Below are 13,993 nucleotides of genomic sequence, written 5' to 3'. Positions count from 1 at the left end.
TTGGTCTTAATGGCGGGCGTTGGTCTTAATGGCGGGCGTTGGTCTTAATGGCGGGCGTTGGTCTTAATGGCGGGCGTTGGCACGCTTTCGTTTCCGGCTTCGTCAACGGCAACGACGCGATAGTAGTCTGCTCCACGCAGTGGTTGTCCGTTGCGGTCTGGCGCCTTGTCTGTGAATTCCGAGACATCCGATGGAACGTAGGTCAACAAAGTCGCTGGACCAATCTTAAACTCGGGCGAATTGCCGCGGTAGATCTGGTACCAATAGACGCGACCCTCTGATGCTTTCCATTGCAGCGTACCATTCGCATCGACGAGCCCTGACGGTTGGACCGGGGGCGTTGTGTCTAGGATCGAAAAACCCACTAATGTTGCAGGCTGCGTGATTCCAGCTTTTGGGAAATAGCCGGTTTGGGTCCCATCGGAAGCAGCGACAAAATACTCGAGCCCCGTTTCCGACACCTCGTATCCAGGAATGCGTCCGCCAAAGACTGCTTTCGCTTGGCGTGTCATCGGCAATTCCTTCCATTCAGACTCCGCTGGCTTGCGAAAGTAAAGCGTTGCCGAGATTTCCTTATATACACGCCCATCAAGAACTCTTGCTACGATGTCGACGGGCTGTCCAACCGGTTGAGATGTTGGTGCCGAAATCACAATCACGTGAGGGGCAATCTTATCCGCATCACCAGCTGAACATTGACTACGAATCGAGCGAGGACTTTCGTTGCCCGTCTCATCAACTGCCGTCACTTGATAAGCAAACGTGCCATTCACGTGATCGGCGAACATGCTCACATCCGGTGGCAATAGAGTATCATTGATTTGTTGTCCGTCGCGGTAAACATTGAATCCGTGAACCGACGGTTGTTCGTTGTGCCAGCGAATGACCGTTCCATCGATTGTGCCGCACGCAGTCACGGCGGAAGGCGATTGGATCTGCTGTTGGCGACGAAGCTCCTTGACTTTAGGAACGTATCGAAGTTTGACAAACCGATTTTGCACACTGATCATGTTGCCCAGCGATGAAATATCGTGGACTCGATCATTAAAATTGCCAACCCATTTACCAAAGGCACCTGGCAGTTCATCCCAACCAATCGACGGAAAGTGCTCGTCGATCTCCAAATAATTTCTAACACTGGCAAGCCGGTTCTTTAGACGCTCGAGTCTTTCCTGTTGGCCTCTGTTTTGACTCTTGTCGATAAGGCTCTCAACTACTTCAATTTGCGACGAGGCTTTATCGTAATCATTCTTCTCTTTCAGTAAGAATCGCAAACAAAGAGTGTGTTCACCGGCTGCCGCTTGAATGTCCGTTTGAAAGGTTTCCCATTGCGCAGAACCGGGAAAATCACAGGTCCCAAGAAGCTCTCCGTCGGGTTGGTCGATTCGCACTTCAACCTCAAAGTCTTTCCTTGCCTTCGCCTCAAATTTCATTGAGATAGAGCCGGTGCCAAAATCGACATCGTTGAAGTGCAACCAGTCGCCACACATCATGTGTTGGACATACTCACCGTGATCTTCTGACTTGAATTTGTGGAGGGTTGTCCCGCGCCTCAATGAATAGTTGACTGCCGGGATTTTGATAACGGTCGGTGCAGACGAGCTGTTGGATTCACGATGCTGAAGCGTGATACTTGCCAAGGCAAGCCAACCATTTTGCTCTGCTCGTCGGTTGGATCCGGTGAACTCGGGCGTATGGTGGCACTCGCCATGGTTTTCCGCAAATGGTTCATTTTCGTTGATGATCTCCGTCACCGCGTCTGCGTTTTCGGCTCCATAATTTTGCTGGGCATACTCATGATAGAATTCATACGAAGAGTCATATTGGTTTTCAAGATCCCAAGGTACTCTTGCGATATAGGATAGCTTTGGCTCGATCGCATCGCTAATCCGCCACGTCAAGCAATACAGTCCCGACATGTTGGGGGCACGTTTCTTGTAGGAAGCAAGCGTCGTAGAAAGATGCGTGCCGTACGGATAATAGTGCTGTGAGCATCCCCCATCGACTTCGAGCCATGGGCATCCCCAGTACTCTCGGTCGCCGTAGATTCCTCCATTTTCAAAACTTGCTCCATAGTGGGCAATCGGTGCGCAAATAACGTCCTCGGGAAGCGTTGCGATCGGCTCTGGCTGCAGCCCCCATCCCGAGACGGCTAAACGTGTGTTTGGCGAGTTCGCTTTGATGCCGGCATAAAATTGGTCAAAGATATCACGCCATTGTTTGTATTCGTCACTGCTCCAAGCACTGTGCTTTTCTGATTGGAAACAGAGCAAGTAATCCAAGTGAGGATAGTCGCGCGTGATCTGATCAATTCGTGACTGAACGACTTCAGGATCCGTGGCCGCTACACCATACTCGTATGGTATGACATCGATATCCAAACCAAGTCCGATTTTCACGCCACGAGAGTGTGCGTAGGCGATGACACGTCCGAACTCCGAAATCCCCTTTCTGGCAACTTGTTCGTCAGTCAACGATTCATTGTGCAAGGTACAATCAGCACCGAAATCGTAGTCAGCAAACAGATCGCTAGTACCGAAAGGATATTCGTTGACGTTCCAGCCTGGACAACACCAGTGGTGACCCGTTGATGCACTGGCCATCCAACCACGCTTCTGATACCCCTTGTACTGAAATGTATGAAACATCTCCGTATGGCCGAGTTTGTTTATCGGGTTTGATCGGTTGTAGTTGTGGATGTGAATGAAATTCATCCGCATCTTGGCGGCTTGATCAAGGACAAATTTCCAGTCATTCCAAGAGAATACGGTGGCCGATTGGTGGAAGTTGGTCCAAGGCAATACGCCACGAATCCGCATCTGCGGAGTTTTGCATTCATCGATATCGGGGATGGTCAGACGATCCTTCTTCTCAGGCAACACATCGCCGGAAAAGTAGAAGCCAACGTCGTAGTGATCATCCAGTAAAGCGTAGACACCATACAGCGTCCCCTCGACATCATGACCAACGATCGCCAATAGCGGATGCCCGTTTCGATATAGTTTTCGAAGGATGAATCCCTGTGGACCAAGTGCTCCCGAAGCGACATCCAATTGGCCATCCGCAGTCAACTGTCTGACAACCGAATTGGATTGTTTGGTGCCCACGACAAAGGCCGGGCCATCAATCAACGTCGTATCATCAACGATTGTTAGATGGGTCCCGGAAAGTTGATAGAGGTACCGTTGCAATTCCAATGCGGCGTATTGTTCCATATCGCTCGCAGCCGCACCGACGATAATTTGTCCCTCCGATGCTTTAGCGGAACCAATGCAGAAGAATGAATACAACGCCAACAAGCAAATGAATTGTCTCATGGGTCCTTCGCTATACCTATCGAAAACGGTTGGTGGGCGATAAGAGCTTCGCTTATCGTTTTATGGGCTCGGTGCTTATGGGCTCGGTGCTTATGGGCTCGGTGCTTATGGGCTCGGTGCCGAACATTTGTCGCTGGGAAATGGCCGAAACCGACAGCGTTGCGCAAACGGTCCCGAACGGGCGGCACCCTGTGCATCGATCCGGTGTCTCGACACATAAACTGCTACGTCATGGACGTTCCGGGACATCAAGGCCGAGAGGTTATGAGGGATTCAAACGATCTGTGGTCTATAAATATCGTACAAACCGCTATCGTTGCCTATCGCTTCAAGTGGCATGGATATGTACAATATTCGCATATGATCGATGCCGAAAAGCGACTGAAACTGAGTTACTTGTATGGTGGTGAAGTCCTTTACCAACCAGGGGAGGCGTTGAAGACCCGATTATTGACCGATTACGAGTTCGTTTACCTCATCAACGGCGATATAAGCTACGGCGTCGGCAACGAAACATACTTGGTTCCTGCTGGTGGCATGATCTTGGGCCGCCCCGGTTGCATGGAGAAATATCGCTGGGATACCACGCAGCGGACTCGGCATGCCTACTGCCATTTTGCCATCCAAGAGATTCCGAATGATTGGCCAGCCCCCAAAGATTGGCCCTTCGTTAGCGAGGCTCCCGACCAGCTTGCCGTCAGTCTATTTTTGCACATCATGCGTCGTATTTACGATCACAGTGACTGGCCTGCTACGGCACCCGGCAAACGGGACTGCCTTCTCGTTGAAACCTTGATTGACACTTTCCTTAAACCTCATGATGAAGAGTATCGCAGCTTCGAGCGAGACCGGCCCGAACCAGTACGCCGGGCGCTCAAATGGTTGCGTCAGCGTATTGACGATGATCCGCGTCAAGAGTTCAGCTTGGCAGATATCGCCAAAGCGGCGGGCTGCACTCCGAAACACCTTTGTCGTGTGTTCGCTACTTCGGTTGGCTATTCTCCGGCACAAACGGGTTCGCTGCTGCGACTCCAACTTGCGACCACGTTATTAACTCGATCGAATCTGAGCGTCAAAGAAATCGCAAACAAGTGTGGATTTGCCGATCCGCTGTACTTTTCTCGCCGCTACAAGGAAACCTTCGGACGTCCACCTTCGGCTGTCCGCTCGGACCTTGCTAAAGGAATTCCACCCCCTGCGGCTCCGCTTCCGATCGATATCACTCCAAGAGTTCGGTGGTAACGAAGCCTTATCACATCGCGCCACTAGACTTCTTTGAACATCTCGCTAGCTCTCAAGTCTTCGCAATCGCACCATCGCACAACCACGGTGAATGGGAACTTGAAGTTCAACGGTTTCGCCAACCGCCTTGGCTGTCAACGGTTTTGGTTCTGCCACACCGGGATGCAAGGCATCGAAAGTCAGGGTTGAAGTGATACCGGGTACATTTCGGACAATGACTTTGACGATCTTTTGATCAGATGCGAACGTCACTGGTAACACCCAGCCGTCTGGAACTTCAAATAGGTTTGCCTTTGCGGTTTCGTCGGCTACCGTCACACAATGAGGAAAAAGGACCCACGTTTTTCCACGTATGGCATCGAGTAGTGGGCCATAGTCCATGTACTGCGTTTCAGCCCGCGCATTGGGCGTGATCGTGTGATTGTTTAACGGGTAGGGAGCGGTAGGATAGGCGCCGAGGTGAAGATGACGTTGGAAGTAGCCGTCTGGGTCGGAGCCAAGCGTGCTTGCCGCTGGGGTCCATGCGAGTAACGGTTTACGCAAACACAACAATGCCGATGCGTTCAGGCGTGGCCCCATGTGTCCAAACTCATCGTAAACGCCGTCAAGGTATTTGGCGACTTCGACGCGGTAAGAGTTACATAGGTTCGCAAAGATGACCTTGTCGGCATCATGGAAAATGGCAGCGACTTCATCCATCATGTCCATCCAACCCAGCCGCACAGATCGGCCGGTACGGTTGTTGACGAAGCTTACGCCATCGTCTCCTTTGCGGTTAACCTGTTGAAGCCAATCAAGACGGTCAACGCAGATGCCTGAAAACTCCGGAAGTTGTTCAACTTGTCGCTTTGCTTGTTCGACTAAGAATGCTCGATAGTTGGGGCCTCCCGCGTCCATGCCATAGCCGTTCTTCCAGCCATTGTCCGCCGGCACATCATTGCGTCCCATCAGGATGCCGTCTTTGATTTTGCGGAACGCGAAGCTGTTGCAATCCTTCCACAATTCTTTCTCGGGGATGTCATAATCGACGGCATCTGCTCCTTTCATGAACGTGCCGAATTCGGTGGTTGTAAAATAGTTGAGTGCAAAGAAACCGGCCTTTTTCATGTTTCTCGCGTATTCATTGAGCTGGTCGTAGGTCATTTCACGACGGATCCCTGTTTTGTACGGATCGCAACAAACCCAAGGCTCGTCGCTGCGCGACATCGGTGGCAAGTTCATGCCCAGGTAGGGCCAATCAAAATAGGCCCACCAATTAATCCGAAACGCCATCTTCTTCATCTTTTCGACGTCGGGGACTTCGTCGAAAGCAGAGTACGCGCCACAACCGGCCATCGCATGGACAGCCGGTACGGGCGGATTGAACATCGAAGCGTAACGAGTGGTCATCCAAACCAAGGCTCCGCGACAATCGGCTGGGTGCGACACTAGATCCGCATGAAAGGTTACGGCTCGACCATTACCTAAACGATGTTGGCCGTGTACAAAACGAATGCCACTTTCAGAGGATTGCAGGTTCAGGTCGAGAATCACATCTTCGGGAGAGCAGATTAAACTCAAACCAGCGTCTTGTTGGGGACGAAAGACGGAAGCCAAAGGCAGACAAATTCCCTCAACTCGACCATAAACCCAATCGCCTTTCTCAAGCTCAGTATTCTTCAGTGGATCACGCCATTCGGACTCAGTGCTTCCGATTCCCGAACGCCAAAATTGCATCCCAGAAGGGTCTACAAATTCAGTATCCAAAGTGATCGGCACTGTCCAAGGCTCACCATCGGCTTCGACCGTTACGGTCCAGCGGATGCTATTGGCCGTGGGAGTAAACTGTTCGGTGACCTGGCACGTTTGACCTTGGGGTCCTTCCAAACCGCGGACGACTTCGACCGCATCGTCATTGACAGTCCTTACACTCGTATGGTTTGTCACACAGCCTTCCGCATTGCTCCGCAGGGTGAACTTGCCAACCGAAGACTCCGCTTCGATGGTCCCATTTTGCAAACTCTTCACTGTGATACCGCCACCACTGATCTCGTTCGCCAAGCTGGTTTGCGGCAGTGAAGCGAATGCGCTAATTGCAAGACACAGTGCGACCACTACGCGTTGGAGTAGCTGGCGAATTCCGGATGGTAGATTTGAATGTGAAGACGACATTCTTCGCTTGGCTTCCGATTGGAAGGTTGGTTTTGTATTCACGTCGCGTTGTCCTTGTTTCATTCTGGGTATGAATAAAAAAGAATATAGTTCGGGAAGGTGTTTCCGGAATGGTCCGATTGAGGAACTTCTTTTTTTATTATAAACAGCGATATCAACCATCGCACGGAAGTCGGAAACAGGAACGAGGTGCCGTCGATGGATGTGTCCAACCGCATAGCGAGGTGTTTGTATATGTGGGCTTGTGTCCAATTGCCGAGCGTCTCAGTTGACTGCTCCGACAGATGCTCGGCGTCAGTTAGGAATTCGTCGAACTTGGAAAAGCTTACCTGCCGCCGACCGGTCACCTTTTTGTATTGATAGGGGAGATTGCATTGGACATAGAAATTACTTTGGGTGTGGACTTGTTGGAGGAATAGTTGCCTACAAGGGTCGGAATCTACGCTAACAAAAAGATTAAGAAACGCGTCGACAATCGATGCCATTTCGGTGCTTCCATCCTGCTCGCTGAAGACAGCGGAGGCAACCGATTGGCGTCGTACGGATACCGAACGTCCCAAATAACGAATTCAATCATAGTGGAATTTGATCAGTAACCATTTAGTGGGCAAAACAGCACCAATTTGCAACAAGTCAAACTCAATGGCGCGAGGCGTTTCATCAACATGGCTCGGGCGTGTTGACTAGGTTGGAGCGTCAGGAAATCAAACACCTAGAACAAGTTCCCATCCTCCCTAAAATCTGCTTTTTTATCCTTGTCGTCGAAGATGGATTCAATCGCGAGGTCGATCTGAACTACTGATTCGGGTTCGCTAAATGTTGGCGTCGTTTGCTCGATGGCCAACTGGTTAATCACCAACAACGCATCATGCGCGGTGACTCGACCATCGCCGTTGACATCATAGAAATGTTCCGTTGAGGGTCGGAAGCCTGGCAATCGCGAATCCTGGTCGTTCAAGCGATTAATGATGAGCAGTGCATCGAATGCGGTGATACCGTCTTGGTCATTGACATCCGCTGCAAATTCTTGGTTTTGCCAAACGCCTCGTGTGTCCGCCAACACGATTTTGTCGTCGAACCGACGATTTCTTTCCTGGTCCAAATCCGAAACGTCGCCATCGCGGAGCGGAAGGATAATTCGGTTATCATCGAATTCTGATCCCACGACTTCAAATAACGAATCGATCGTATTCGTCGAGGTGCCCGTACGGAAAACCGCAGTGATAGATGGATCGCCGTGCAAGATCAAATCAACATTGGCTCGGCCGCCACTCGGCAAACCACTGATGCTATAGGAAAGGGCACCGACCGGAAACTCGGTTTGCTCGGGCGGAACGACAGTGGAATCGCCGAATTGGGCTGATGTGACCGTCGTGCCGATTGGTGAGACGATCGTTACGGCGAAAGCTTCGTCGTAAACAACCGTGACCACGTTCGACTGAGTCCAATCAGGTGTGCCGTCATCGTTGACGTCAACGCCGACCGGCGAATTCCGCTCTTCTTGGTCACTAATGCCGTCACCGTCTATGTCATCACTGCCGCCAATCGGTGCGAGCTGTACGTCACCGGCAACGTTCATGTCGACAAGGATCTCGGTCGGTGTGGTGCGCAAAAATCCGCTGGGCAATTCGGCTAAAACGCGGTACAGTCCCAGCGGTAGTAAGTTAAATTGGTAGTTCCCATTCGAATCCGTCACGGTTTCAACGTCAAACGAGCCATTGTCACCAAGGTCCAACCGGATCACGGTTCCTGAAAGCGATGTTTCCCCTGCGTTGATTTGACCGTTGCCGTTTTGGTCGCGGAAGACGTTGCCGAAAATGGAACTGCTGTCGACGACATTGAGTCTGACCGTGACGGAGTCGCTCAGATTGGTTTCGTCGGTCACGATGACGGTGAATTCGTAGCCGGCCGGACCTTGTTCAGGCGTCGGTGTCCACGCGATCACTCCGGCTTCATCGATCGTTACGCCCGTCGGTGCTCCCTCGAGCAAATAGCTAAGCACGGCTCCGGAATCCGCATCGGTTGCCATCGTCGCGTATGTCCATGTTGCACCTTCCGCGATGGACTGTTGAGAGATGTTTTGTAGCATCGGTGCGTCGTTGGCATTGAGAACCTCGATGGTCTGAACCACGGTCGTGGTTGTTCCCTCAATGTCTTCAGCGATGACCGTTAATTCGTACGTGCCGGGATCGGCAAAGATGTGCGTGACCAGCGAACCAAATGCAATTGTGGATCCGTCGCCGAAATTCCACGCGACGCTGGCGATGCCATCGGAGTCTGACGCAATTGCTTCAAAGGCGGCCGAAGTGTTTTCGGTGATCGTATTGGGAATTGTTAATTCAACGATCGGCGTGTCATTAGCCACTTCAATCGTCGTTTCCGCTGTCTGCGAGTCTCCATCGTCGTCGGTAATGGTCAAGACAACGGTATAGGTTCCTTCGCTTGAGTAGAAATGCTGCGGCATTCCGGTGGCGATTCGTTCGGATGAACCTGAAAATGCCATCTGATCCGCGATCGATTCGACTGTTCCATCACCCCAATCAATCGTGAAGTCCCAAACAAATCGGTTGGCTTGCAGTGTTGAATCGACAACGCGAACGTCGACGGAGGTCAATTGTCCTTGCACCACGTCGCTAGTCGGCGGGTTGATTTCGACGGTTGGCTGACTCGACTCAACGGTGACCATAAACGAATCGGTCGAGCTGCCTTCGTCATTACTGACGGTGACCATAACAATGTAAACCCCGGTATCACGGTAGATCTGATCAAGCGTAATCTCTCGTTGATCCACTTCGATTGGTTTAGCAATTTCTCCGTTGCCGTAGTCGATCGTGACGTTCCAAGTGTCGGATCCTGGATCGACAATAATAGGCCGAGTTAGCTGTAAGTGACCCTCGGGAATCGTGACCGAGTCGCCCGCGTCGGCGATAGGGGCGATGTCATCGACGACGACGTTTCGACGAATTTCATACTCTTTATCCTCGGCGGTATAAATCAACGTGATCGTATAGAAACCCCCGTTATCAGGCGTGAACGAGAAACTTGCTTCGTCATCTGCGCCATCGGTCGAGAATGAACCTCCGGCGACCGACCAAGCAAACTTGCCATTGGTCAGTGGCGAAGCGAACGATGCAGTGAACGTCACCAAGTCACCCTCGCGGGCTCTGTCAACGGAATTGACAACAATCGTTTCCGTGACGGTAAAGTCAAGGTCCATGGCTAGGTTTGGACTGTTGTTATTGATCCTATAGAGTTCGGGTGTCGCTTCAATCCAATGTGACTGGTTTTCAAGTCTCACGTTACTGCGATCACCAACGAACAATCGGTAGCTGCCGTCGGAAAGTGTCGTGGTGAAAGGCTCGCCCGCATCACGCATCTCGTTATTGTTTTCGTCCCCGAATACCACGACGCCTTCGATTGGTTTATCCGAATCAGTCAAAACGTTGCCTTCGGCTAGCGAATTGCCAACTGCGATTACGATCGATTCGGATGCCGACAATCCATCCGCGTCGGTCGCTGTGACTACGATTGTCACTAGTGAATCGACGGCAGTTGCTGCTTCAACCTTGATTCGATCTCCCGATAAAATGACCGTGACGTCAGGATGATTCGAAGCCGCCGAAAACGTTAGCGTCCTTCCGTCAGGGTCGCTGGCGAAATCACTCAAGTCGAACGGCAATGTATCGCCGGGCGATACCACATACGATTCCGCCAAGCTAGACCAGACCGGGATCGCATTGGAATCGAGATCGACGAGGATGCCTTGCTGCAACAGATCACCGACGACAAAGGTCCGTGCATTGGTATCCAGCAACGTGCCGCGAGCATCGATGTGTCGTAAGTTGTCCAGGGTACGATTCACCGGTTTGAGGATCACAGCATCCGCGATGATCACGGCGTTGTCATTTCCACCGTTAAGCTGTATCTCAATCTCGCTCGATTCAGTTACCGTCACCGTGCCGACAAGCTGAGCCGTTTGTCCTCGGAAGTTGATTCCCGCTGGTACAAGCTGTTGATTGACAATTCCGAGCGTCTCGCCGCCTGTGGTGAACGTTGCGTCGGTGGCATGCGAAACGTCGGCGTGCCAAGTCGCATAGACGTCGTATTGTCCCGCCGCAACTTTGCGGAAGTGCCACGGTGCTGCTGCGGCGGAATTGGTGTCATCGACATACAAAGCATGATAATCATCCTCGACACTACCGCTTCGGCGGCCTTCGATAAAACCACCAGCGACGTTCAGCGGTGAATCGTCCAGTACCCAAACACCGGTCAACATGCTCAACTCGACGACAGGATTCTCGGAGATGTCGGCCGCACGCAGAGCGTTCGTGCTAATAAGTTGAGAAACATCATCGATGCCGTTGCCCGAAACGTCGATGTAAACCAGTTCCGTTAGCTCATTCAGGCGAGCCAAATTCGTGATGGGTGTCGTTCCATCTTGATCGGCAATACTCAACACGCGAAGTTCGGCGAGGTCGCCTAACCGATTGGTGTTGCGAATCCGATTGCCGTCCAAATTCAAATGTCTCAATAACGGCATCCCTTGCGTTCCGTTGCTTGACGGTTGCAGGTTGGCGAGCGCACCGTTTGCCAATGTGCCGTTGCCAGAAAGGTCGAGTGTTTCCAAGCCGATCAAGTAAGACAATCCCGCGAACGAAGTGATACCGCTGCTGGATACATCAAGCCGTACCAGTCCTGCTAGATCGATCGCGTGAACTGGTGGTGTGAATGCTTTCTCACCAGCGACGTCAATCACATCGACACCCAATGCATCCCCAATTTTCTCGGCCAACGTCGCGTTGACGATATTGATCGCTCCTTCGGGTACGGCCGCCGCCCCGATCAGCACGATTGGATCGCGCAGAATCCGCTCGCGACGTGAATCAGCATAGATCGTGCTGGAAAGTCCATCGCGAATTACCTCGAGCGTCGCGGCATCTCGAACCTCAAACGATTCACCGACAAAGGTATCTCGACCACTGTCGCCGACCAGCTGATCACGTCCATCGCCACCGACAACAACATCGTCGCCATCGCCGCCACGAATCGTGTCATTGTCATCGAGCACATGAGCGTTGCCTTGCGCCGGAGCATCAATAGAAACCGTAACCGGAACGACTTCGTTGGTCGGTGTTTGGTCGCCTCGCGATACGCCAAGATAATAGGTGCCTGCCGGCAGATTGCGCATGTCATAGCCGACGAAGTTATCGGCGATCAGTCGTCCCGAATCGTCCAGCAATTGTCCCGATACACCGCCGCTACGCCGGATCTCAAGGCCTGTATTCGCAGTCGGTTTAGGCGCCAGAATTGAACCCGTGCCGTCCGAAATTTCAAATGTTGCAACTAGACTTCGATAACCCAATCGGAACAATTCACGGAAACGATCAAGTGATTCCTTGGCACCGAAGTCAATTGTGAATTCAGTATCCGTGGTGTCGAGATCGACTTGATATTCCGCGATCACGTTCGCTTCAGCCTCATCGCCTGTGATTTTGCCATCGAATTGGTCACCCCGAATTTTCACAGTCACGGTAACGCCTGCCGTCGATCCGCCACCACCGTTTTCGTTAACCAGAGGACGCGTGCCGGCGACGGTTCCTTCGCTGATCCAAACTTGGTTGTTGAGCGAATTGTCGTCGATGTAGCCATCAAAAATGACGTTGCCGCCTAGTTCGACAAAGCGACCAAAGGTATGGACGGTCTTTTGTTCCGAAGCCAAGTCCGTGAACACGTTCGTTGCCGGATCCCAAATCGCGACCCTGTTCGGCGCGTCACCGAAGGCGACTTCTTGTGACGTGTACGCGATGATCACTTTGTCGCCATAGGCGGCCACATCGTCGAGCGTGACATAACGCCCAGCGTTCAGTTCATACGTTTTGCCTTCGTTGCCGTCGCTATCGGTCGCTGTCAAAACGATTTTGTCCGTTTCGACTGGAGCGACGGCGATATGTCGTCTATCAGCGATGAACGATTCCACGGCACCGAAACCGAGTGGTCTCGACAGAGTGAATAAATCGCGGACTTTCTCTGCCGATTGTGAGCCGAAATCAAAACGCCAAAGTTCACTCTCGTTGGCGACAAAATAGATGCCACCATCCATCTCGACGAATCCATACGGATCACTGCTTTTATCTCCGCTGTTAACGTCAGCAATCGGTTTGGTTCCGCCTACAGATCCATCGCTAAACCAAAGCACATCACCATCGCCGCTGTTATCATCGGCACCGAAAATCAATCCACCATTGTAACCAGCAGCGTTGTAGGTTCCAGTCAACCCATCGCGCCCGCGGCCACTGAACTGGTCTAACATCACCGTCCCCGTTCGTGTTCCATCGGTGACATACAAATCCAATCCCCCATCAGTTTGACGAGCGACAAACAACCCCGCATCCGTTGATCTCATGTCGAGCAGATAAAAGAAACCATCGAAGTCCGCGATGTCGGTCACTTGAGTCACTTCCGTGCTGCCGTCAGCGGCGACGGCGATTCGATGTAATTGCGATTCCTTACCATGAGTGAAATAGACGCTGCCTTCATGCTCGACCAGCGTTTGTCGGGCGGGAATAATCCACGCGTCGCCACTAGGATGTTCGATCGCTTGCGTCGTCACGCCATCACTGATGTAAACGGTCGTTACCGTGCCCGCATCCGACTCTTCATCGAAGAACGACGTTGTGAAAATCACTCGATGCCCCACCGCGGTCAATTGTTTCGGGTTGCCCCAATCGGGGCCTGGTTCGGCATCGAACACCAACTTGGTGCCGCTGGGCGTGCCATCGGTCACCCAAAGTTCACCGCCCGCCGCATCCGTCGCTGCTTTGAAGAAAATCCGTTCCGCGAAGCCGCCGCCAGCTTCCGTTTTCGTGAACTCTTCGGGCTGGACCGGTTTCTCGACTTCGATTACTTCGCCCGATGATGATCCCACCAGTCGCAGTTTTGCACTGATAATCTCATTCGGATTTTCGTAGGCCGACAACAACTTCGACAAATTAAACTCGATCACGCCAACGCCATCTTCCTCGCCAAACGCGATCTTGTTCAGATCGCTGTTGGGCGGTGCGACTGTGGGAATATTGCCGGCGATGCCATCGAGTAACATGATTGGCTCGTCAATCAAAGCTGGCCCGACACGCAGCCGATCCCCGGCCGCTCCGTCGCCCACGGTTGTGAACCGGAACCAAGCCACATTTTGACCGTCTTTCAGAACCTCCGAATGGTTGTCGATCGAATCACCAAGGTCAGCGACCACGTCACCCACACCGCGAATCGACTTGTTCGAAATT

At 52.1% G+C, this 13,993-nt stretch carries 5 protein-coding genes; 1 reads left to right on the top strand and 4 read right to left on the bottom strand.

All coding sequences use genetic code 11. The features are described 5' to 3' along the window. Positions 1-44 precede the first annotated feature (44 nt). Positions 45-3,317 (bottom strand): carbohydrate-binding protein, encoded by a 3,273-nt coding sequence (locus tag CA13_RS18190; RefSeq protein WP_146398988.1) that lies wholly within the window; start codon positions 3,315-3,317, stop codon positions 45-47. Positions 3,318-3,581: 264 nt separating this feature from the next. Between CA13_RS18190 and CA13_RS18185 the strand changes: the two genes are divergently transcribed. Next, positions 3,582-4,559 (top strand): AraC family transcriptional regulator, encoded by a 978-nt coding sequence (locus CA13_RS18185; protein ID WP_419194527.1) that lies wholly within the window; start codon positions 3,582-3,584, stop codon positions 4,557-4,559. A 45-nt stretch (positions 4,560-4,604) separates the two neighbouring features. Here CA13_RS18185 and CA13_RS18180 read toward each other — a convergent pair whose 3' ends face one another. The 3 genes from CA13_RS18180 to CA13_RS18170 form a co-directional block, all read right to left on the bottom strand. Beyond that, positions 4,605-6,752: a hypothetical protein gene (locus CA13_RS18180; protein WP_146398984.1), complete on the bottom strand. Its 2,148-nt coding sequence runs from the start codon at positions 6,750-6,752 to the stop codon at positions 4,605-4,607. Between the two features lie 17 nt (positions 6,753-6,769). Further along, positions 6,770-7,195, bottom strand: a complete 426-nt coding sequence (locus tag CA13_RS18175; RefSeq protein WP_146398982.1) for a DUF1569 domain-containing protein — start codon at positions 7,193-7,195, stop codon at positions 6,770-6,772. Between the two features lie 227 nt (positions 7,196-7,422). Continuing rightward, positions 7,423-13,968, bottom strand: a complete 6,546-nt coding sequence (locus tag CA13_RS18170) for a PKD domain-containing protein (RefSeq protein ID WP_146398980.1) — start codon at positions 13,966-13,968, stop codon at positions 7,423-7,425. Positions 13,969-13,993 lie beyond the last annotated feature (25 nt).

Source organism: Novipirellula herctigrandis, assembly GCA_007859835.1.
Classification (GTDB): domain Bacteria; phylum Planctomycetota; class Planctomycetia; order Pirellulales; family Pirellulaceae; genus Novipirellula_A; species Novipirellula_A herctigrandis.
Note: the sequence above shows the minus strand (reverse complement) of the source record. Positions and strands in the feature narration are given on the sequence as shown.